This window comes from Streptomyces bullii (assembly GCF_042657145.1).
In the GTDB taxonomy this organism is placed as follows: domain Bacteria; phylum Actinomycetota; class Actinomycetes; order Streptomycetales; family Streptomycetaceae; genus Streptomyces; species Streptomyces bullii.
The window spans coordinates 447,705-468,552 of the sequence record NZ_JBHSNY010000007.1; the positions used below are offsets into that span (position 1 = coordinate 447,705).

Consider the following 20,848-nt stretch of genomic DNA (forward strand, 5'->3'; position numbering starts at 1 on the left):
CGGCCGGTCGGGGCTTGTCCCGGGCGTGGGGTGGGCAAGGACCGGGGCAGGGGCGGAGCCGAAGGGCAGGTGCTCGGCAGACCGTCATGGCGGGGCGGCACGCCGCCTCCCGGGCGTGCAGAGACGGTTTTGCGAAGGCATGACGCGTGCCGGGGACTGCGCTTCGGCCCCGTAGGTGTTTACGTGGGTGTGGACATTCCGGGATCACCTGTCACGGAGGTGGTGCACCATGCCAGACGCCGCACCGCGGCTGAAGGGCCTCGTGGAACAGATGGTGGGAGCCCCGCTCCCGCTGCGCATCCGCGCCTGGGACGGTTCGGAAGCGGGCCCGCCCACCGCGCCGACCCTGGTCGTACGCAACCGCCGCGCTCTGCGCCGCCTCCTGTGGAAGCCCGGGGAGTTGGGCCTCGCGCGCGCCTGGGTCGCCGGCGACCTCGACATCGACGGAGACCTCTACACCGCGCTCGACCTGCTCGCCGGCATCGTCTGGGAGCGCGGCGAGGACGCCCGCACCCTCGCCCAGGCCCTGCGCGACCCCGAGGTCAGGTCCGCCGTACGCGGGCTGCTCCGGCTCGCCGGGCCCCCGCTGCCGCCCGCCCCGCCCCGCGAGGAGGCCCGCAGGCCCCGCCGTCACCTGCACACCAGGAGCACCGACAGACGCGCCATCAGCCACCACTACGACGTCGGCAACGACTTCTACGAGATCGTCCTCGGGCCGTCCATGGTGTATTCCTGCGCCTACTGGCCCGCCCCGGACAGCACCCTCGAAACCGCCCAGCGCGACAAGCTCGAACTGGTCTGCCGCAAGCTCGCCCTGAAGCCGGGTCAGCGTCTGCTCGACGTCGGCTGCGGCTGGGGTTCGCTGGCCATCCACGCCGCCCGTGAGCACGGCGCCACCGTCGTCGGCGTCACCCTCTCCCAGGAACAGGCCGCCTACGCCCGCAAGCGCGTCGCCGACGAGGGGCTCACGGACAAGGCCGAGATCCGGGTACAGGACTACCGCGACGTGCGCGACGGACCGTACGACGCGATCTCCTCCATCGGCATGGCCGAACACGTCGGCGCCGAACGGTACCTGGAGTACGCCACCGATCTGCACCGCCTCCTCAGGCCCGGAGGCCGGCTGCTCAACCACCAGATCGCCCGACGCCCGCAACGGGACGAGTCGCGCTACGAGGTCGACGCGTTCATCGACTCCTACGTCTTCCCCGACGGCGAGCTGCAGCCCATCGGCATGACCGTCACACAGCTGGAGCGCGCCGGTTTCGAGGTGCGCGACGTCGAGTCGATCCGCGAGCACTACGCCCTCACCCTGCGCCGCTGGGTCGCCAACCTGGAGGCCGACTGGGGCCGGGCCACGCAGCTCACCGGCCCCGGCCGCGCTCGTGTCTGGCGGCTGTACATGGCCGCCTCCGCGCTCGCCTTCGAGCACAACCGCATCGGCGTCAACCAGGTCCTGGCCGTGAAGACCCCCGAGTCGGGCATGTCCGGCATGCCGTTGCGGGCCCGTACCTGGAACTGACACGCCAAGGGCCCCGTTCCCGCCGGCGGGAACGGGGCCCGAGCGGTACGTCCCGGCTACTCCGCCTTGATCGCCGCCAGCATGTTCAGCCGCGCCGCCCGCCGCGCCGGCCACAGCGCCGCGAGCACGCCGACCGTAGCGGCCAGCAGCAGGAAGACGGCCATCCGGGCCCAGGGCAGGACGAGTTCGTACGTCGCCATCTTCGAGGCCAGCAGCTCACCGGCCGCCCAGCCGAAGAACACGCCCAGTCCGATGCCGAGCACCCCGCCGAACAGGGAGATCACCAGGGACTCCAGGCGGACCATCCGCTTGGTGCCCTTGCGGTCCAGGCCGATCGCCCGCAGCATCCCGATCTCCTGGGAGCGTTCGAACACCGACATGGCCAGGGTGTTGATGACGCCGAGCACCGCGATGATCACTGCCATCGCCAGCAGGCCGTAGACCATGTTCAGCATCAGCGTGAACATCCTCGCGACCTCGTCGGAGAGGTCCTTCTTGTCCTGGACCTTGATCGCCGGGTTGGTGCCGAGGGCCTCGACCAGCCGGTCCTTCGTCGCCCCCGAGGCGCCGTCGGCGGTCTTCACCATGACCTGCATGTCGGCCGGGTCCGACTCGTGCGGCGCGAGCGTCGCGGTGTCGATCATGATGCCGCGGATCAGCTCGTTGCCCTCGTAGACCCCGGCGACCGTCAGCTTCCGCTTCTCGCCGTCCTCGAAGGCGGTCGTGAAGCTCGAACCGGCCTTCCAGCCGTGCAGCTTGGCGGTGTCCTGGTCCACCACCACCTGACCGCCGCCGACCCGGAAGGAGCCGTCGTCGACCTCGAGGTCGGTGAGCTCGCCGATCGTGGCGCCGTCGACACCGGTCAGGTACTCGGTCTCGCCGTCGATGCGGGAGGGCGCGAGGCGCAGCGGGCTGGTGGCGGTGACGCCGTCGGTCCGCTTCAGCTTCCGCTCGACGTCCGGCGACAGGAGGTTGCCGTTCGCCATGGACACCACGTAGTCGGCGCGGACCGCGGAGGCCGCCATCTTGTCGATGGACTTCTGCAGGCTGCCGGCCATCACCGTCATGCCGGTGATGAGGGTGAGCCCGATCATCAGCGCGGAGGCGGTGGCGGCCGTACGGCGCGGGTTGCGCACCGAGTTCTGCCGGGCCAGCTTGCCGGAGACGCCGAAGGCGCGCAGCGCCGGCGCCGCCGCCGCGATCAGCGGGCGGGACAGCAGCGGAGTCAGGATGAACACGCCGATGATCAGCAGGACCGCGCCGAGCCCCATAGGGGCCTGCCCGTCCGAACCGTTCATCGTCGTGGCCGCGAGGACGACGGCGACGCCCGCGGCCGAGAACAGCGCCCCCAGCGTGTTGCGCAGCACCAGCGACTTGGTGGTCGCCTTGGCGTGCACGCTGCTCATCGCCGCCACCGGCGGGATCTTCGCGGCCCGGCGGCCCGGCAGCCAGGCCGCCAGCATCGTCACCAGGATGCCCACCGCGAAGGCGGTGAGGACCGTGCCCGGCGTGATGACCAGCGGCCCGTCGGGGACGGTCGCCCCGAACGATCCCAGGAGCGACCGCAGTCCGGCCCCGATGCCGATGCCCGCGAGCAGACCGGTCACGGCGGCGACCGCGCCGACCACGAATGCCTCGACCAGCACCGACCGCGTGACCTGCCGGCGCGAGGCGCCCACCGCGCGCAGCAGCGCCAGTTCCCTGGTGCGCTGGGCGACCAGCATGGTGAAGGTGTTGGCGATGATGAACGTGCCGACGAACAGCGCGATGCCGGCGAACACCAGCAGGGCCGTCCGCATCCCGCTCATCGACTCGGTGATCGCCCTGGCCTGGTCGTCGGCGAGCCGCTTGCCGGTCGTGGTCTCGACGACGTCCTTCGGCAGCGCCTTGTCCAGCTCGGCCTTGAGCGCCGCCTGCGTGACGCCGGCCTTCGCGGTGACGTCGATCTGGTCGTACGTGCCCGCCTTGCCGAACAGCTGCTGCGCGGTCGCGGTGTCGAACAGCGCGAGGCTGCCGCCGGCCGCGACATTGCCGTCGTCGGTGGTGAAGACGCCCGTGATCCTCGGTGTCAGGACCGGTCCGTCGACCGAGAGCCGCACGGTGTCGCCGACCCGGTAGCCGGTGCGTTCGGCGGTCGCGGAGTCGATGAGGATCTCGCCCCGGCCCTTGGGGGCGTGTCCACGGACGAGCGGGTAGCGGGGGTCCTTGGTGCCCCAGTAGTTGCCGCCCTGCGACTGGAAGCCGTCGCCGATCAGCTTGCCGTCCTTGTCGGCCATGGCGGTGAAGCCGGTGACGACCCCGATGGCCTGTGCGGCGCCCGGGACCCGGGAACTCCGATCGAGCACCGCCCGGTTCAGCTCGTGGAGCTCGCCGAGCTTGTCGCCCTCGGCGTCCCGGTACTTCGGCTGTACGGCGACGTCGACCCGGTCGAAGCCCTTGGCGGAGCTCTTCTGGTAAGCGTCGGAGATGGTGTTGGTGAAGACCAGGGTCCCCGACACGAACGCCACGCCGAGCATCACGGCGAGCACGGTCATCAGGAGCCTGGCCTTGTGCGCGAGCACGTTGCGCAAGGCGGTACGGAACATGGTTGTCTCAAGTCCAGAGAGTCAGTGGGGGTGAGGGGACGTCAGCTCGTGCGGCCCTTGGCGTCGAACCGCTTCATGCGGTCGAGCACCGAGTCGGGCGTCGGCCGGTGCATCTCGTCCACGATCCGTCCGTCGGCGAGGAAGATCACCCGGTCCGCGTACGCCGCCGCCACCGGGTCGTGGGTCACCATCACGACCGTCTGGCCCAGCTCCCGCACGGAGTTGCGCAGGAAGCCCAGGACCTCGGCGCCGGAGCGCGAGTCGAGGTTTCCGGTGGGCTCGTCACCGAAGATGATGTCGGGCTTGGAGGCCAGCGCCCGCGCCACGGCGACGCGCTGCTGCTGACCGCCGGACAGCTGGGAGGGCCGGTGGCTCAGACGGTCCGCCAGACCGACCATGCCGATGACGGAGTCGAGCCACTGCCTGTCCGGCTTGCGGCCCGCGATGTCCATCGGGAGGGTGATGTTCTCCAGGGCGGTCAGCGTCGGCAGCAGGTTGAACGCCTGGAAGATGAAGCCGATCTTGTCCCGGCGCAGCTTGGTCAGCTGCTTGTCCTTCAGGGAGCCCAGCTCCGTGTCGCCGATGCGCACGGAGCCGGAGGAGAAGGTGTCCAGACCGGCCACGCAGTGCATCAGCGTCGACTTGCCGGAGCCGGAGGGCCCCATGATCGCGGTGAACTCGGCCTGGCGGAAGTCGACGGAGACCCGGTCGAGGGCGACCACCTGGGTCTCGCCCTGCCCGTAGATCTTCGACAGGTCCGTGGCGCGCGCGGCCACGGTGGTGGTCCGGTCGGCGAGGGGGGTGGTGGTCACGGAAAGACTCCTGTCGGGACGACTGCGTTCGGGACGTCATCCATGGTTCCGGCCGTGTCCCGCCGTGGAGTCACCCGTTGATCCGGTTCCTGGGGCCGACTCGGGTCGGATCGCGTGGGGCCGCGTCATACCTGGGGATGACGGGCGACCCTGACGGACGGCCCGGTGGGGCGCGGTGTCGAGAACAAGCCGGGAACCATGTCGAGAACAGGTGGAGTGCCCTCGTTCGGACGGTGAAATTCCGTCATTCCGCATGCGTGGCCGACCGCCGCACGCAAGGCTGTTGGCAAGTGCGGATGGCGTGTACCGAGTGCTGATGCACCCTCAGACGTCAATAAAATAAGACAACATCGGCCCGCCCTTCCGCTGTCCGGGGGATGCGTCCCGATAGGCTCGGAACCTCGATGCGGAGCCCATGGCCTGCCCGGATGGTGGAATGCAGACACGGCGAGCTTAAACCTCGCTGCCCCTTCGCGGGCGTGCCGGTTCGAGTCCGGCTCCGGGCACCTTCCGACCCCTGCACCGTTCATTGAAGACTTCACGGCAGACCCGTTGACAGCGAGCGCGTGCCGTCGGAGACTCACGCCACACAGTCAGTGAAAAAAAGTTCACTACACGAACGGTGGGGGCCGCGAGTGTCCGGAGACGAACCCAGGGAAGGGGCGCCCATGCGCACGACCGTCGGCATCATCGGAGCCGGCCCCGCCGGCCTCCTGCTCGCCCGACTGCTCCACAACGCCGGCGTCGACGCGGTCGTCCTGGAGGGCCGCGACCGCTCCTACGTCGAACGGCGCCAGCGCGCCGGGATCCTGGAGCAGGGCACCACGGACGTGCTGCGCGCGGCCGGTGCCGGGGAACGCATGGACCGCGAGGGCCTGCGCCACGACGGCATCGAACTGCGGTTCGCCGGGCGGCGTCACCGCGTCGACTTCCCCGCCCTCACCGGCGGGCGGTCCGTGACGGTCTACGCCCAGACGGAGGTCTGCAAGGACCTCATCGCCCTCCAGCTCAAGGAGGGGGGCCCGCTGCTGTTCGAGGCGGAGGCGCTGGCCGTCGAGGGCGCCGACACCGACCGGCCGCGGATCCGCTTCCGGCACGAGGGCGCCGAGGAGGTCCTGGAGTGCGACTACGTCGTCGGCTGCGACGGCTTCCGGGGCGTCTCACGGCAGGCGGTCCCCGCCTCCCTCTCCCGGGTGTTCGAGCGGACCTATCCCTTCGGCTGGCTCGGCATCCTCGCCGACGTACCGCCCTCGCACGACGAACTCGTCTACGCCCGCCACGACCGCGGCTTCGCCCTGCTGTCCATGCGCTCGACGTCCGTCTCCCGCCTCTACCTCCAGGTGCCCGCCGGAACGGACGCCGGGAGCTGGAGCGACGAGGAGATCTGGGACGAGCTGGAGCTCCGCCTCGAGACCGCCGACGACTGGGTACTGCGCCGCGGCCCGATCACCCAGAAGTCCGTGACGCCCATGCGCTCCTTCGTCCACGAGCCCATGCGGTACGGCCGGCTGTTCCTCGCCGGGGACGCGGCGCACATCGTGCCGCCGACCGGGGCGAAGGGGCTCAACCTGGCGGTCGGCGACGTCGTGACCCTCGCCCGGGCGCTCACCCATGAGAGGCGTACCGGATCAGCGGACCTCCTCGACGCCTACTCGGCCACCTGCCTGCGCCGCGTCTGGCAGGCCGAACGCTTCTCGTACGACATGACGGCCCTGCTGCACCGCGCGCCCGGCGCCACCCCCTTCGAGGACCGTCTGCAGCTCGCCCGTCTGGAGCGGCTCACCGCCTCCCGCGCCGCCGAGACCGACCTCGCCGAGGCGTACACCGGCTTCCCTTTCGGGTGAGGCCGCCCAGCCAAGGGGTACTTGTCGCAGGGGCACAAGGAGGGGGTCTCCGGCCGGTTCCGGGCGCGTCGCAGGTTGGTCATGAACGGCCCCCTCACGTGCTGGGAATCACCGACCCGCGTAGCGTGTTGCGCAGCACAGCGAGGGAAAGATCCTCCCCAAGCACTAGGGTCAATCCTTTGCCTTTCTATTACTCTTGAGCCAAGGCTACGCAGGGTGGCCATGGAGGAGTGAAATGAGGAGCAGAAACCCGGTCTTCTCGCGACGGGGGTTCAGCCGCGACAACGGCTACGCGGGCTTCAACACCGCGCCGCAGGCCGGGGGCCCCGCCGTCGCCACGCAGGGCAACCCGTACGCGCAGGGCAACCCGTACGCCCAGCCGGCCGGCAATCCCTACGCGCAGAACCCTTACGCCCAGCAGGACCTGCAGTACGGCGCGCCGCCGCAGGCTCCGGTCACCGCCGGCCGGATGACCATCGACGACGTCGTGATGCGCACGGCGAGCACGCTCGGTGTACTCATCCTCACGGCCGCCCTCTCCTGGGCCCTGCTGCCGATCGACGACGCCAACCTCAGCCGGTCCTACGGCATCGGCATCGGCGCCGCGCTGATCGGCATGGTCCTGGCGTTCGTCCAGTCCTTCAAGCGCAAGGCCTCGCCGGCGCTGATCCTGACGTATGCCGCGTTCGAGGGCGTCTTCCTCGGCGTCGTCTCCAACATCGTCGACAACCGCATCGCCAGCGGTGCGGCCATGCAGGCCGTGCTCGGCACCATGGCGGTCTTCGTCGGTGTGCTGGTGGCGTACAAGGCCGGCTGGATCCGCGTCAACCGCCGCTTCGTCGGCTTCGTGATGGCGGCCGCGCTGGGCTTCATCCTGCTGATGACCGTGAACCTGCTGTTCGCGGTGTTCGGCGGCGGTGACGGCCTCGGCTTCCGCAGCGGTGCGCTGGGGGTCGTCTTCGGCGTCATCGGCGTCATCCTGGGCGCCTGCTTCCTCGCCCTGGACTTCAAGCAGGTCGAGGACGGCGTCGCCTACGGCGCCCCGCGTGAGGAGGCGTGGCTCGCGGCCTTCGGCCTCACGCTGACGCTGGTGTGGATCTACCTGGAGTTCCTGAGGCTCATCTCGATCCTCAACAGCAACGACTGACGCGAGCAGCCACCGACGCCCACAGGCGCGTGAAAGGGCCCCGGATCCGTCCGGGGCCCTTCGTCGTGGATCAGGCGGTGGGCGCCTAGAGCCTTCGCGCGGCCCTCCTCAGGTCGTACTCATGGATGATCGCCTTGGCGTGGCCGTACGCGAGGTTGTGCTCGTGGCGGAGCCAACTGACCTTCTCCTCGAAACGGAGGGCGGGGCCTTCTTCGACGGTGCGCAGCCAGTCGGAGATCTCACGACCGGTGCAATGGGGGATGCGGGCGAGAATGTTGCGGTGGGTCTCCTCGGAGAGGACGTGGGACATCGGCGCCTCCGGACGCATGGGATGTAAGCCGGTCCTTCAGGTCACGGTGCCTGAGTGTTCGCCCGTTGGCAACAGTCCCGCCGGGGTGCGTAGGCTCGCGGCGTGGTTGATACGACGCCTCTCACCCGTGCCGTGGATCATTTCGCCGATCGTCTGAGGGCCGCTCCGCAGAGCCGGCTGCAGCGGGGCGCCGCCGCGGAGGCGCTGGCGCTGGCCAGGCGGTTGGCCCGGTGGGCGCAGTCCCTGGAGGCTCCTGACGTGGAGCCTCGGGAGATGCCGGACGCGGGGATGTTCGCCGCCGCGGACCAGATCACCGTCGCCGGGCACGATCTGGCGCTGGTGCTGCGCGGTGAGGGCGAGGTGGAGGAAGCGGTGCGCGTGGTGGAGGAGGCGCAGAAGCGGGCGGGGGTGTGAGGGGTCCTGGCCGGATGCGGGAGGTGGGCGGCCGATCGTGCGGGCCCCGGGCCGTCACAGGGACGCGATGACCCTGTCGGCCAGGATGTAGACGTTCTCGTCGCCGCACCGGAAGGTCAGGGTGTAGGCGCCCGAGACGCCGGAGCCGCCCAGCAGGACGGGCGTCTCGCCCGCGCGTACGGCCTTGGCCAGGTGCTCCGCCGTCTCGCGGTGGCCCGGGGTCATGCACAGGGTCGTGCCGTCGGAGAAGACGTACACGTCGAGGGTGCCGAGCGGGCCCGGGCGGACGTCGGTCAGCTCCACGCGGGAGGCGGCCAGCCCCTCCAGGGTCGCCACCGTGCGCTCGTGGTCGTTCACGAGGGGGGACGAGACCGGTACGAAGTCGGGGTGCGAGGGGTGGCGGCGGCGTGCCGCGGCCAGCTCGGCGGACTCGCCCGTCACCTCGTCGGCATCGGCGCCCGGCTCGGTGACCGGCTCCAGACCCGCGAAATCGGCCTGCCGGGGCAGGAACAGCTCGGTGTCGGGCAGACCGAGCAGGGAGGGCGTCTCGGACGCGTCACGGGCCTCCTGGGCGGCCCAGAACGCCCGTGCCTCGGCCAGCTCCCGCTCCCGCTCCTCGGCGAGCGCCTCGGCCACGGCGGCGCGTATCTCGTCGGCGTCCGCGGTGGTGCGGGCGGCGGGCAGGAGAGCGCGGGTGGCGGCGGCGGGGTTCTCGACGAGCTCCGTGTGCAGCGCCGTGACCTGGCGGCGCAGCTGCATAAGGGTGCGCAGGACGGCGACGCCCACGGCGCCCGTGGCGGCCGTGGTGACCAGCAAGGCGATCGGCATGGCGCTCACTGACGTACTCCCGGTTCAAAGTCGACCCCCGACTTCCTACATCAGCTTGAAGGGCGGACTAACCCGCTGTCAGTGCGTAACGTCACGAAACGGACAGGTCTTTTGGTTCAGGGGTCGGGGGTGCGCGGCTCTGACCTGCGTGATCACTGGCGTGAGCGAGATAGGTCACATCCTGGGGGAGATTGGGTCACAAAACGACCCGGAACCCTGGTGTTTCCAGGGTTCCGGGCCCAAGGTTCACCGTCGGTGCCGCGCCGACTACGGTGCGGCCGCGGTGCGTGCCGCGGTCGGTGCGCTCAGCTGAGGCGTTCGATGACCATCGCCATGCCCTGGCCGCCGCCGACGCACATCGTCTCCAGGCCGAACTGCTTGTCGTGGAACTGCAGGGAGTTGATGAGCGTGGTGGTGATGCGGGCGCCGGTCATGCCGAAGGGGTGGCCGACGGCGATGGCGCCGCCGTTGACGTTCAGCTTCTCCAGCGGGATGCCCAGGTCGCGGTAGGAGGGGATCACCTGGGCGGCGAACGCCTCGTTGATCTCCACCAGGTCGATGTCGTCGATGGTCAGCCCGGCCCGCCCGAGGGCCTGCTGGGAGGCCTCGACCGGACCGAGGCCCATGATCTCCGGGGACAGGCCGGAGACGCCGGTGGAGACGATCCGGGCGAGCGGGGTGATGCCCAGCTCGCGGGCCTTGGTGTCGCTCATGATGACGAGGGCGGCGGCGCCGTCGTTGAGCGGGCAGCAGTTGCCGGCGGTGACCAGCCCGTCCGGACGGAAGACCGGCTTGAGTCCGGCGACGGCCTCCAGGGTGACGCCGGGCCGGGGGCCGTCGTCCTTGCTGATCACCGTGCCGTCGGGGAGGGTCACCGGGGTGATCTCCCGCTCCCAGAAGCCGTTCTTGATGGCTTCCTCGGCGAGGTTCTGCGAGCGGACGCCGAACTCGTCCATCTCCTGCCGGGTGACGCCCTTGGCACGGGCCAGGTTCTCGGCGGTCTGGCCCATCGCGATGTACGGGTCGGGGAGCAGGCCGTCCTCGCGCGGGTCGTGCCACGTGGAGCCCTCGCTCTGGGCGACGGCGGCGGTGCGGGCCTCGGCCTCGGCGAAGAGGGGGTTGTGCGTGTCGGGGTGGTCGGAGGTGCCGTGCGCGTACCGGGAGACCATCTCCACGCCGGCCGAGATGAAGACGTCGCCCTCACCGGCCTTGATGGCGTGCAGGGCCATACGGGAGGTCTGCAGCGACGAGGAGCAGTAGCGGGTGACGGTGCAGCCGGGGAGGTGGTCCATCCCCATCTGCACGGCGACGACGCGGCCGAGGTTGTGGCCCTGCTCGCCGCCGGGCAGTCCGCAGCCGAGCATCAGGTCGTCGATGTCCTTCGGGTCCAGCTGCGGGACCTTGGCGAGGGCGGCCTGGACGATCGTGGCGGTCAGGTCGTCCGGGCGCAGGTCCTTCAGGGAGCCCTTGTTGGCGCGGCCGATGGGGGAGCGGGCGGCAGAGACGATCACGGCTTCGGGCATCACGGCTCCAGGGCATACCGGGTGGTTGGCAGGGCTGGTTGGGAAGTTACCCGTACGTATGGGCCGGGTCACGGGTGTCGCGGTGTGACTAGGACCGCACTTTTCTAAGCGCTTGCTTTGTCGAGGGAGGAGGGGGTGCGCCTGCCGTGGCCGTGCCGGGGGTGTGCCCCTCACCCCCGGCGGCCGTCGCGCTGCCGGGTGCCCGGCACCGCGGTCGCTGTGCCCGGTCGGCTCCTCTGCCCGGCCGGCCGCGCTGCCCGGCGCCCCACCGCTCAAGGTGAGGGCGCCGCGGGCTCCGGTTCGGGCAGGCGCCGGCGCCTGCGGCGTTTGAGGAGGGCCCAGGGGCCGCGGGGGCCCGTCGGCATCGCCGCCGTGACCTCCGTGCCGGCCTCCTCCGCCGCCTCGGCCGCCGCCTTGGCCACCGGCAGGAATCCCTCGCGGCGTGAGGCGTCCGGGCGTTCCTCCTCGGCGGGCCAGAGGCCGAGGGTGGCGCACACCGTCGGCAGGACCGCCATCGCCGCCGTCGCGTAACCCTCCGCGGAGGGGTGGTAGTTGTCGGGGCCGAACAGTTCCCGCGGGTTCGCCGCGAACTCCGGGCCCAGCAGGTCGCCCAGCGACACCGTACGGCCGCCCTGCTCGACCACTCCGATCGTCTGGGCGGCCGCCAGCTGGCGGGAGGCCCGTCTGGCCAGCCAGCGCAGCGGCTGCTGCACCGGCTCGATCGTGCCCAGATCGGGGCAGGTGCCCACCACCACCTCCGCGCCGGCGGTACGCAGCCGCCGTACCGCCGTCGACAGATGACGCACCGAGCGGGTCGGCGGCATCCGGTGCGTGACGTCGTTCGCGCCGATCATGATCACGCAGACGTCGGGTACCCGTGAGGGGTCCGCCAGCGCCAGCGCCACCTGCCGGTCCAGGTCGTCGGAGCGGGCCCCGGGCGCCGCCACCGTGCGCAGCTCCACCGGGCGTTCCGCGATGGCCGCGACCCCCGACGCCAGCAGCGCTCCCGGTGTCTGCCCGACCCGGTGCACCCCCTGCCCGGCGGCCGTGGAGTCGCCCAGCATCGTCAGTCTGAGCGGCGCCTCACCGGGAGCGGCGCAGGTACGGCCGTACAGACCGTCCGCGTTCGGCACATGGGGAGACGTGCCGTTTCCCACCCGGCGCCGCGCCAGGTGCGCCTCCGCCAGCAGCAGCCCGACCGCGGCCGCACCGGCCAGGCCGATCCCTCCACCGCCGTACGCCGCGCCGGCCGCGATCCGCCGGGCCACCCTCGCCCTCGACATGCTCGTCATGCGTCGCCGCCACCTCCTCGAACCCCTACCCCCAGTGCTTGCCCCGTACAGGGCGTTGCCCAATCTCAACAGGGAGTGAACGACCGGCACGGGGCATCGGCGGGCCCCGAGCCCCCTCGCCGGATCTGGCGCACGACGCGGACCCGGCGACAGGGCCTAGGCTGGCGGCACCACGACGACCACATCTTTTGCAGCGACCGGAGACAACGGTGCAGTTCCACGACTCGATGATCAGCCTCGTCGGCAACACCCCGCTGGTGAGGCTCAACAGCGTGACCAAGGGCATCAGGGCGACCGTCCTGGCCAAGGTGGAGTACTTCAACCCGGGCGGTTCCGTGAAGGACCGCATCGCCCTGCGCATGATCGAGGCGGCCGAGCAGAGCGGGGAGCTCAAGCCGGGCGGCACGATCGTCGAGCCGACCAGTGGGAACACCGGTGTGGGGCTGGCCATCGTGGCGCAGCAGAAGGGGTACAAGTGCATCTTCGTGTGCCCCGACAAGGTGTCGACCGACAAGATCAACGTGCTGCGCGCGTACGGGGCCGAGGTGGTCGTGTGCCCGACCGCGGTGGACCCGGAGCACCCGGACTCCTACTACAACGTCTCCGACCGGCTGGTGCGCGAGACGCCGGGCGCCTGGAAGCCCGACCAGTACTCCAACCCCAACAACCCGCTCTCGCACTACCACTCCACGGGCCCCGAGCTGTGGGAGCAGACCGAGGGCAGGATCACCCACTTCGTGGCCGGCGTCGGCACCGGCGGGACCATCTCCGGCACCGGGCGCTACCTGAAGGAGGCCAGCGACGGTCGGGTGAAGGTCATCGGTGCAGACCCCGAGGGGTCCGTCTACTCCGGCGGGTCCGGGCGTCCGTACCTCGTCGAGGGCGTCGGTGAGGACTTCTGGCCCACCGCCTACGACCGCACGGTCGCGGACGAGATCGTCGCCGTGTCCGACAAGGACTCCTTCCAGATGACCCGCCGCCTGGCCAAGGAGGAGGGCCTGCTGGTCGGCGGCTCCTGCGGCATGGCGGTCGTGGCGGCGCTGCGGGTCGCCGAGCGGCTCGGCCCGGACGACGTCGTAGTGGTGCTGCTGCCGGACAGCGGGCGCGGCTACCTCAGCAAGATCTTCAACGACGAGTGGATGGCCGACTACGGCTTCCTGGAGGACGAGGGCCCGAGCGCCCGCGTCGGCGACGTGCTCAGCGACAAGGACGGCGGCATGCCCTCGCTCGTCCACATGCACCCGGACGAGACGGTCGGCCAGGCCATCGAGGTGCTGCGCGAGTACGGCGTCTCGCAGATGCCGGTGGTCAAGCCGGGCGCCGGTCACCCGGACGTGATGGCCGCCGAGGTCGTGGGGTCGGTGGTGGAACGGGAGCTGCTGGACGCGCTGTTCAGCAAGAACGCCTCGCTCGACGACCCCATCGAGAAGCACATGTCCGCTCCGCTGCCGCAGGTCGGCTCCGGCGAACCCGTCGGCGACCTGATGGCCGTCCTGGGCAAGGCGGACGCGGCCATCGTCCTCGTCGAGGGCAAGCCGACCGGGGTGGTCAGCCGGCAGGACCTGCTGGCCTTCCTCGCCGAGACCGGGAAGTCGGGGAAGTAGCGTCCTGTCCCGGGCCGCGCAGGCCCGGGAACGCGGGGCCGCCCGGGAGGTTGCTCCCTTCTCCGGGCCACCCCGGGCCGGGGAAGCGGGGGAGCCCGAGAAGGAGCCTCCTTCCCCGGGCCGGGGAACCGGAGGCGAACCTGCGGTGAACTGCCCGTGTCCGCAGTGCACTTGGGGCGTCCGCGATCTTCGAGGACTTCGCGGAAGTGGTACGAGCGCGTCACGTCCGCGCAGCACCCGCTTAACACGGGTCCGGCACATTGGTGGGTGTCGGCAGGGCGGGAGCGGCTCCCCGCCCCGGCCGGCGCAGAACGGCGTCACAGGACCTCCGGAGCGGCTCCCGGACCTCCACGGACGCCACGGACGCGCAAGCCCGGCCCTGACCCGGCCCGCGTCCCTCGCGGGGACCGCCGTCGTCCCGCCCCCCGGTGACGGGGGTGCGGCGGTCCCCGCGCACAGCTTCCGGCGGCAGGCCTGGCGCCGGAAGCTCGTGCGGCAGGCCCCTTGTCAGTGGCGGGTGGGACGATCACGTGTTCCGTGGCTTCGAAGACGCGTGACCCCCAGGTCCCCGGCAGGGCCAGCCGCTGCGCCGTCTCCGATGCCGTCCACGTCCAGGGCCGTCGGGCAGGGGCGGCGGCCTGTCCGGCGGGGCCCGGTGACCGGGCCCGGCAGCGTGTCCGGCGGGAGCCGGTCACCGAGCTCGGCGGTCAGTCCTCCCAGCCGTCGTCCTGAGACGGCCTGCGGCGGCGGAACAGGTGGGGACGGGTGCGGGCGGCCTGTACGACGTTGACGCCGACGATGCCGGCCCAGGCGACCAGCAGACCCGAGAGCCCGGCGACACCGCCCCCGATGCCGGACAGCGGCACCGCGAGGACGAGGGAGACGATCCCGAAGCCGAAGCGCTCCCCCCAGGAGTCCGTGGCCTGCGGCGCGCGCGAGTCCCGGGCCGTTGCCAGCTGCTGCTCGGCCAGCTGCCTGCGCACCCGGCGCTCGACCGCGCCGTCGATGCGCTGGTCGACCTTCTCCAGGAACGAGTCGACCAGCGCGGACTCGTACTCCTCGCCCAGATCCCTGCGCGCCTGCAGGGTGGCGTCGAGTTCCTTCTTCAGGTCGGTGTCCCGCGCGTCCATTCCGGTCATGCACTCACCGTAGGGAGCCGGGTCGGCCGCCGCACTGGGGATATCCCCCGTGTCCGGGCTCCAGTCTGCCGGGCGGACGCCGGACATAGGGCCCCGTCTCTTCGTACGTGCGCAGGTGCGAAGGGTGCCGCGCCGAGGCATGCCCGAGGGCATCGGTGGCTCAGGGGCCCGGCGGCTCGACGCCGCAGGCCCCTGAACCGGTCCTCCCGGGCTCAGCCGATCTGGATCTTTCCGTTCGCCTCGCCAGCCGGTGTGGCCGTGGGCTGCGCTGCGCCCTTGCCCTGTGTGATGCCCTTCAGCAGCTCGGCGAGGTCGACGCCCGTGGTGGAGCTGAGGAGTTCGACGCCCTGCGCGACGTTGTCGGCAACCGTGCGCGACAGCCGGCTCGCGCCGTCCGTGGAGATGACCGTCATCTTGTCCACGGCGCTCAGCGGCTCGGACGCCTTCGCGACGACCTGCGGCAACACCGCCACCAGCATCTCCAGCACAGCGGCGTCGCCGTACTGGGCGAAGGCCTCGGCCTTCTTCTGCATCGCCTCGGCCTCGGCCGCACCCTTGGCGCCGATCGCCGCCGCTTCCGCCTCGCCCTCCAGCCGGACCGCCTCGGCTATCGCCGCGCGCCGGGACCGCTCGGCCTCACCCTGCTTCAGGCCCTCGACGGCCTCCGCCTCAGCCAGCGCGGACCGCCGCTGCTTCTCGCCCTCGCCGGTCAGCCGGGCCCGCTCGGCCTCCGCCTGCGCGGCAGCGATTTCGGCCAGCCGCTCCGCCTCGGCCTGCTTGACCCGGGCCACGCGCTTGGCCTCGGCCTCCTGTTCGGCGGCGTAGCGCTGGGCGTCGGCGGGCTTGCGGACCTGGGTGTCGAGTTGGCGGTCGGTCAGCGCGGCCTGCCGCTCGGCGACCTTCTCCTGCTGGGCGAGGATCTCCTGCTGCCGGGCCGCCTCCGCGAGCGGACCGGCGGCGGCCGCACGCGCGGCGGCCTCGTCGGTCTCGGCCTTGATCTCGGCCTGCTTGAGGTAGAACGTCCGCTGCGCCACGGCGATCTCCTCCTCGGCCTTCAGCCGGGCCTGTTCGGCGGCGCGCCGGGCGACCGCCTCGGCGATGTCGGCCTCCTGCTTGGCCCGGGCGGCCTCGGGCCGGCCGAGGTCCTCCAGGTAGGAGCCCTCGGTGGTGATGTCCTGGATCTGGAAGGCGTCCAGCACCAGTCCCTGCCCGGACAGGCTCGCCTCCGCCTCCTCGGCCACCTGCCCTGCGAAGGCGGCCCGGTCGCGGATGATGTCCTCCACCGACATCCGGCCCACGATCGCGCGGAGCGCGCCGGAGAGCACCTCCTGGGTGAAGCCGACGATGCCGTCCTGCTGCATCAGAAACCGCTGCGCGGCGGCCCGGATCGCGTCCTCACTGCCGCCGACCTTGACGATGGCGACGCCCTCCAGGTTGGCCTTCACCCCGCGCAGCGTGACCGCGCCGCGCACGGCGACCGGGATGTGCCGCGAGGACAGGTCCAGGGTGAACTTCTGCTGCACGAACGGCACCACGAACACGCCGCCGCCGACCACGACCTTCTGCCCGCTGTTGTCCGTGAACACCCGCCCGGTCTCCGGATCGGTGGCCTTCTTCCCGCGCCGCCCGGTGACGATGAACGCCTCACTCGGACCGGCGACCTTGTACCGGCTGACGACGACCAGCGCGATCAGCACGAGAAGTACGACGACTCCTCCGACCGCGATAACGACAGAACTCATGGTGTTGTCCCCTCAGCCCTCCCTCAGGACGGCGTTCGGTAAGGGTTGCGTGAAGGTGAACGGCGCGAGGGCACGGCCGGAGCGCCGTCGGCCGGAGTGAGCGGCTGCGCCGGGTCAGCGTTCGACCGGACGGACGGACACCGCCGACTGCGACAGTGCCTGCTCGACCCAGACCTCGGCTCCCCGCGCCACGGCGACCGGGCTCTTCGCCGAGAGCTTCACCGGCTGCCCGGCCCGGTGCACCAGCACCTCGCCGTAGCCACCGGCGGGGATCGCGGTCACCACCGAGCCGGACGTGCCGACCAGATCGTCGTCACGCGGAGCGGCTCCGGACGATCCGTCCATCAGGGCCCGGCTCAGGCGGTAGGTGAACCAGCCGGTGAGGACACCGGCCGGCACCCCGATCACCGTGGCCCCCACCGCGCCCAGCCCGGTGGTCTCCAGGATGATCGCCCCGGAGAAACCGAGCATGGACACGAAACCGGCGATCACGGGCAGCGACAGCAGCCCGTCGACGATGCCGTCCAGCACGGCGACACCGTCGAACAGCCCCTCCAGCACGCCGTCGAGGACGAGCGACAGGGCAAGGAGGACGACCCCCGCAATGCCGAGCCCCAGAAACCAGGCCATCCGCGCACACCGCCTCTCCTTGCCCTACCCCCGTTGTCGCAGGCATCTTCACACGCGGCCCTCCACGAGACATTGCCTGCTTCCGGCAATCTTCACGCTGCTTCCATGCCGCGCCCTGCACAGTCGGCGGGCCGTAGGCGGGTGACCTCCCCGACGCTCTGTGACGCTGCGTCAAGCGCCCTCTCATTCTGAAATGAACACGCTCATTTGGGCCTGCCGCTCCGAGACACCTGCCGCTCCCTTCGGGAACGCTTGCTGGTCTGCATATGCTCATGCAGAATCCTCAGCTACTGAATAGGCGAGGGGGAGCACGTCATGAGCGCGAACGACAGCCCTGCCGCGCGGCTGCAGGCGCTCTTCGAGGGGCACCGGCTGACGCCGACCCAGCGCCGCATCGCGCACAGCATGGTGCGGCGCGCCGCCGACGTGCCGTTCCTGTCCAGCGTGGAGCTCGCCGAGCTGGCCGGGGTCAGCCAGCCGTCCGTGACCCGCTTCGCCGTCGCCCTCGGCTTCGACGGTTACCCGGCCCTGCGCCGCCACCTGCGTGAGGTCGCCCCCGCCGAACCGGCCCCGCAGGCGGGCTCGTACAACGAGTACCAGCAGGCCGTCGAGGCGGAGATCGAGAACCTGCGGCACCTGTCGGAGGTCCTGGCCGACCCCCGTCCCGTGCGGCAGGCGGGGCGGCTGCTCGCGGCCTCCCGGCCCCTGCCCGTGCTCGGGCTGCGCGCGGCGGCCGCCCAGGCGCACGGCTTCGCGTACTTCGCCGCCAAGGTCCACCCGGACGTCCGGCTGCTGGGCGAGGGCGGCACGATGCTCCACGACCGCATCGACGCCGCCGTGCGCGCCGGGGCGACGGCCCTGCTGTGCTTCGCGCTGCCCCGGCACCCCCGCGAGGTCGTCGACACCCTCGCCTACGCCAAGGGGAGCGGGCTGACCGTGGTCACGGTCGCCGACTCCGCCTTCGCGCCCGTCGCCAAGGTGTCCGACCTGTTGCTGCCCGCCGCCGTCGGCACGGGCCTCGCCTTCGACACGGCCTGCGCGCCGATGCTGCTGGGCCGGGTCCTGCTGGAGGCCATGTGCGACGACCTCCCCGACGCCCAGGCCCGGCTGGAGGAGTTCGACGCGAAGGCGGCGGCGCGGGGCCTGTTCGTGGAGTGACACCGGGGCACCGTGTTTCTCAGACGCGTCTCACCTTGCCTCGCTAGCGTCGGTGTCCTAAGACACTGAGCGAACGCTTCGCAGGACTGCACGGATGGACGGGAGGCTGAACGTGACGCGCGGAGGACAGGGGCTGGCTCGGGTGGCCGTCGTCGTACGGGCGGGAGCGGCTCCGCTGTGGTGGCTGGGTGTGTTCGCGGCGGGCACCGGCCTGCTGGTGCCGGGACTGACCGGGCGCCGGATCGGCGTGCTGGCCGGGGCGGCGCTGTTCGTCGTGGCGACGGCCGTCGTCGCGTACGCGCGGCGCGGGCGGTACGTCGCCCTGTCCGGCTCGGCGGCCCGCGCGGGCAAGCACGACGTGCTCCAGGACCGGGCGGTGACCACCCGCAACTGGCGTCGGGGCCACCGCTGGTGGCTGCTGCTCGCCTTTCTCGCCGCCCTGGGCAGCTCCTTCGCCGCTCCGGCGGCGGGCGGCATGCTGCTGGCGGGCTGCGCCGTCGGGCTGTGGCTGAAGGCCGCGTGGATCGGACGCCGCGAGCGGGCCGGGGAGGCCCTGCTGTGGGTCCGCGTCGACTGGCTCCGCGCGGGCGGACGCCCATCCGGCAAGGCCGTGAAGGCGTACCGCAGCACGGGAATCGCGGCCGGGGACGCGGCCCCGGGCGGCGCACGGAAGAAGACCCCGGCCCTGGTGTAGCCATCACCCCGTCACTGCCTGGTCGCGCAGGACCGCGTCGCCCCGAGGGGCGCGGGGAGCTGCGCGACCAGCCACGACGGCCCCTACCCACCCGGTGGGACGCCCGCACCCCTACGGTGCGAGACCGGACGTCAGCGCATCCGCGTGCGCTCCACCGGCCTCCACCACGACCTCCTCGATCCCCTGCGGCGAGCGCACGACCGCGAACACCACGCCTCCCGCCCCGTCCGGCCCGAAGCCGTACACCCCGGGCCGCACCAGCGAGTTGTACGCGTAGTGGTGGGCGAAGTAGTACGCGCCCGTGTCCAGCGCCGCCACATGGTCCCCCTGCTCCAGCAGCGGCAACTCCCGCCCCTCGGCCAGCAGGTCCCCCGCGAAACAGGCCGGACCGGCGATGTCCTGCACGACGGCGGGCCCCTCCTTCGGCCGCCCCTTGGCGTCGTACGCGGCGATCCGCAGCGGCCAGTTCTCCGGCGCGTACACCGTCCGCGTCGCCACCTGCACCCCCGCGTGCGTCACCGCGACCGCACGCCCGCCCGCGCTCTTGGCGTACTCGACGCGCGCCACCACCGTGCCGTGCTTGGCCAGCAGTGAGCGCCCGAACTCGGTGACCAGCCCGTACCGCCCGTCGAACAGCCCTGGCACCGTCTCCCTCAGCGTCCGCGCGTACTGCGCGTACGTCGGTGTCGTCGCGTCCGAGGCGAAGTTGACCGGCAGTCCGCCGCCGATGTCGAGCGTGTCGATCCGGCGCCGCCCGGCACGCCGGTTGATCTCCTCCGCCAGCGCGTACGCCTCCGCCACGCCCCGCGCCATCAGGGACAGCGGAACGCCCTGCGACCCGGTGTGCGCGTGCAGCCGGGTCAGCCACGGCCGGTCCAGGTACGCCCGTACGACCCACTCCCGGGCGCCCTCGTCCCGCAGCGCCACCCCGAACTTCGAGGTCGCCGTCGCCGTGGACAGCGCCTCGATGGAGCCCGCGCCGACCTGCGGATTGACCCGGATGCCGAGCGGGGACCGGCTGACGCCGGACCTCATCAGGCCGTCGATGCGCTCCAGCTCCTGGGGGTTGTCCGCGTTGACGGCGATCCCGAGCGCCAGGGCCTCGCGCAGCTCGGCCGGTGTCTTGGCGGGGGAGTCGAGGACCGTCATCGCCGGCGGTACCCCGGCCGCGCGGGCCAGCGCCAGCTCACCCGGGCTCGCCACCTCAGCGCCGACACCCTCCGCGCGCAGCAGCCGCAGCACCGGCACCAGCGGCGTCGCCTTCACCGCGAAGGCGTGCAGCACCGGCGTGCCCGGTGCCGTCACCGCGTCGAACGCCGCCCTCAGCTCCGCCGCCGTCTCCCGGATGCCGGTGACGTCGAGAAGGCCGACGATGGGGGTGTCCGGCCCCAGCAGCCCCTGCTCCACGGCGGCCCGCACCGCCTGGTCCCGCCGCGCCGCCCGCTCGGCGCCCTCGCCCACCTGGCCGTCGTCGCCCACGCCGTCCCCCGTCACGTCGATGTACGTGCCCATGCCTCCAGCCAAACATCCCCGGCGCGCCCACGCCGACCCCCCGACGTATTGACTAGTTCTATTCATAAGGTCAGGATGTGAATATCCGCAGC

At 71.7% G+C, this 20,848-nt stretch carries 17 protein-coding genes and 1 tRNA gene; 8 read left to right on the forward strand and 10 right to left on the reverse strand.

All coding sequences use genetic code 11. The annotated features are described in order from the left end of the window. Positions 1–229: 229 nt before the first annotated feature. On the forward strand, positions 230–1,522 hold the full coding sequence (locus tag ACFPZJ_RS22505; protein ID WP_381024463.1) for a class I SAM-dependent methyltransferase: 1,293 nt from the start codon (positions 230–232) through the stop codon (positions 1,520–1,522). Between the two features lie 56 nt (positions 1,523–1,578). Here the strand turns inward: ACFPZJ_RS22505 and ACFPZJ_RS22510 are convergent, their stop codons facing one another. Together ACFPZJ_RS22510 and ACFPZJ_RS22515 are read right to left on the reverse strand one after the other, a co-directional pair. After that, positions 1,579–4,107, reverse strand: a complete 2,529-nt coding sequence (locus tag ACFPZJ_RS22510) for an ABC transporter permease (RefSeq protein WP_381024466.1) — start codon at positions 4,105–4,107, stop codon at positions 1,579–1,581. 41 nt (positions 4,108–4,148) lie between these two features. Next, positions 4,149–4,919 (reverse strand): ABC transporter ATP-binding protein, encoded by a 771-nt coding sequence (locus ACFPZJ_RS22515; RefSeq protein WP_381024468.1) that lies wholly within the window; start codon positions 4,917–4,919, stop codon positions 4,149–4,151. Positions 4,920–5,341: 422 nt separating this feature from the next. Between ACFPZJ_RS22515 and ACFPZJ_RS22520 the strand changes: the two genes are divergently transcribed. From ACFPZJ_RS22520 to ACFPZJ_RS22530, 3 genes are all read left to right on the forward strand, one after another. After that, positions 5,342–5,425, forward strand: a tRNA-Leu gene (locus ACFPZJ_RS22520). Positions 5,426–5,587: 162 nt separating this feature from the next. Beyond that, the gene (locus ACFPZJ_RS22525; RefSeq protein ID WP_381024471.1) at positions 5,588–6,763 is read left to right on the forward strand and encodes a 4-hydroxybenzoate 3-monooxygenase; all 1,176 of its coding nucleotides are present in this window, start codon (positions 5,588–5,590) and stop codon (positions 6,761–6,763) included. Between the two features lie 235 nt (positions 6,764–6,998). Further along, positions 6,999–7,910, forward strand: a complete 912-nt coding sequence (locus ACFPZJ_RS22530) for a Bax inhibitor-1/YccA family protein (RefSeq protein ID WP_381024473.1) — start codon at positions 6,999–7,001, stop codon at positions 7,908–7,910. An 85-nt stretch (positions 7,911–7,995) separates the two neighbouring features. On the opposite strand, the gene ACFPZJ_RS22535 is transcribed toward ACFPZJ_RS22530, so the two are convergent. Further along, the gene (locus tag ACFPZJ_RS22535; RefSeq protein WP_240119104.1) at positions 7,996–8,220 is read right to left on the reverse strand and encodes a DUF4287 domain-containing protein; all 225 of its coding nucleotides are present in this window, start codon (positions 8,218–8,220) and stop codon (positions 7,996–7,998) included. 102 nt (positions 8,221–8,322) lie between these two features. Here ACFPZJ_RS22535 and ACFPZJ_RS22540 point away from each other — a divergent pair, with 102 nt between their 5' ends. Beyond that, the gene (locus tag ACFPZJ_RS22540) at positions 8,323–8,634 is read left to right on the forward strand and encodes a hypothetical protein (protein ID WP_381024476.1); all 312 of its coding nucleotides are present in this window, start codon (positions 8,323–8,325) and stop codon (positions 8,632–8,634) included. A gap of 54 nt (positions 8,635–8,688) precedes the next feature. On the opposite strand, the gene ACFPZJ_RS22545 is transcribed toward ACFPZJ_RS22540, so the two are convergent. From ACFPZJ_RS22545 to ACFPZJ_RS22555, 3 genes are all read right to left on the reverse strand, one after another. Next, the gene (locus tag ACFPZJ_RS22545; protein ID WP_381024479.1) at positions 8,689–9,471 is read right to left on the reverse strand and encodes a hypothetical protein; all 783 of its coding nucleotides are present in this window, start codon (positions 9,469–9,471) and stop codon (positions 8,689–8,691) included. Between the two features lie 296 nt (positions 9,472–9,767). Further along, on the reverse strand, positions 9,768–10,985 hold the full coding sequence (locus ACFPZJ_RS22550; protein WP_381024481.1) for an acetyl-CoA C-acetyltransferase: 1,218 nt from the start codon (positions 10,983–10,985) through the stop codon (positions 9,768–9,770). A gap of 272 nt (positions 10,986–11,257) precedes the next feature. After that, positions 11,258–12,277, reverse strand: a complete 1,020-nt coding sequence (locus tag ACFPZJ_RS22555) for an SGNH/GDSL hydrolase family protein (RefSeq protein ID WP_381024483.1) — start codon at positions 12,275–12,277, stop codon at positions 11,258–11,260. A 209-nt stretch (positions 12,278–12,486) separates the two neighbouring features. Here ACFPZJ_RS22555 and ACFPZJ_RS22560 point away from each other — a divergent pair, with 209 nt between their 5' ends. Then, positions 12,487–13,881 carry a cystathionine beta-synthase gene (locus tag ACFPZJ_RS22560; RefSeq protein ID WP_381024484.1) on the forward strand — a complete coding sequence of 465 codons (1,395 nt, stop codon included), beginning with the start codon at positions 12,487–12,489 and terminating at the stop codon, positions 13,879–13,881. Positions 13,882–14,588: 707 nt separating this feature from the next. Here the strand turns inward: ACFPZJ_RS22560 and ACFPZJ_RS22565 are convergent. The 3 genes from ACFPZJ_RS22565 to ACFPZJ_RS22575 form a co-directional block, all read right to left on the reverse strand. Further along, a complete protein-coding gene (locus ACFPZJ_RS22565) occupies positions 14,589–15,011 on the reverse strand; it encodes a hypothetical protein (RefSeq protein ID WP_381024673.1) in 423 nt (140 codons plus the stop codon). A gap of 221 nt (positions 15,012–15,232) precedes the next feature. Continuing rightward, complete coding sequence (locus tag ACFPZJ_RS22570; protein ID WP_381024487.1) at positions 15,233–16,762, reverse strand: SPFH domain-containing protein; 1,530 nt, start codon at positions 16,760–16,762, stop codon at positions 15,233–15,235. A gap of 114 nt (positions 16,763–16,876) precedes the next feature. Next, complete coding sequence (locus ACFPZJ_RS22575; RefSeq protein WP_381024488.1) at positions 16,877–17,392, reverse strand: hypothetical protein; 516 nt, start codon at positions 17,390–17,392, stop codon at positions 16,877–16,879. A gap of 315 nt (positions 17,393–17,707) precedes the next feature. On the opposite strand from ACFPZJ_RS22575, the gene ACFPZJ_RS22580 reads away from it, so the two are divergent. Both ACFPZJ_RS22580 and ACFPZJ_RS22585 read left to right on the forward strand, forming a co-directional pair. After that, positions 17,708–18,550, forward strand: a complete 843-nt coding sequence (locus ACFPZJ_RS22580; RefSeq protein WP_381024491.1) for a MurR/RpiR family transcriptional regulator — start codon at positions 17,708–17,710, stop codon at positions 18,548–18,550. 94 nt (positions 18,551–18,644) lie between these two features. Beyond that, a complete protein-coding gene (locus ACFPZJ_RS22585) occupies positions 18,645–19,244 on the forward strand; it encodes a hypothetical protein (protein ID WP_381024493.1) in 600 nt (199 codons plus the stop codon). Positions 19,245–19,355: 111 nt separating this feature from the next. Here the strand turns inward: ACFPZJ_RS22585 and ACFPZJ_RS22590 are convergent, their stop codons facing one another. Beyond that, complete coding sequence (locus ACFPZJ_RS22590; RefSeq protein WP_381024496.1) at positions 19,356–20,756, reverse strand: type III PLP-dependent enzyme domain-containing protein; 1,401 nt, start codon at positions 20,754–20,756, stop codon at positions 19,356–19,358. Between the last annotated feature and the right edge of the window lie 92 nt (positions 20,757–20,848).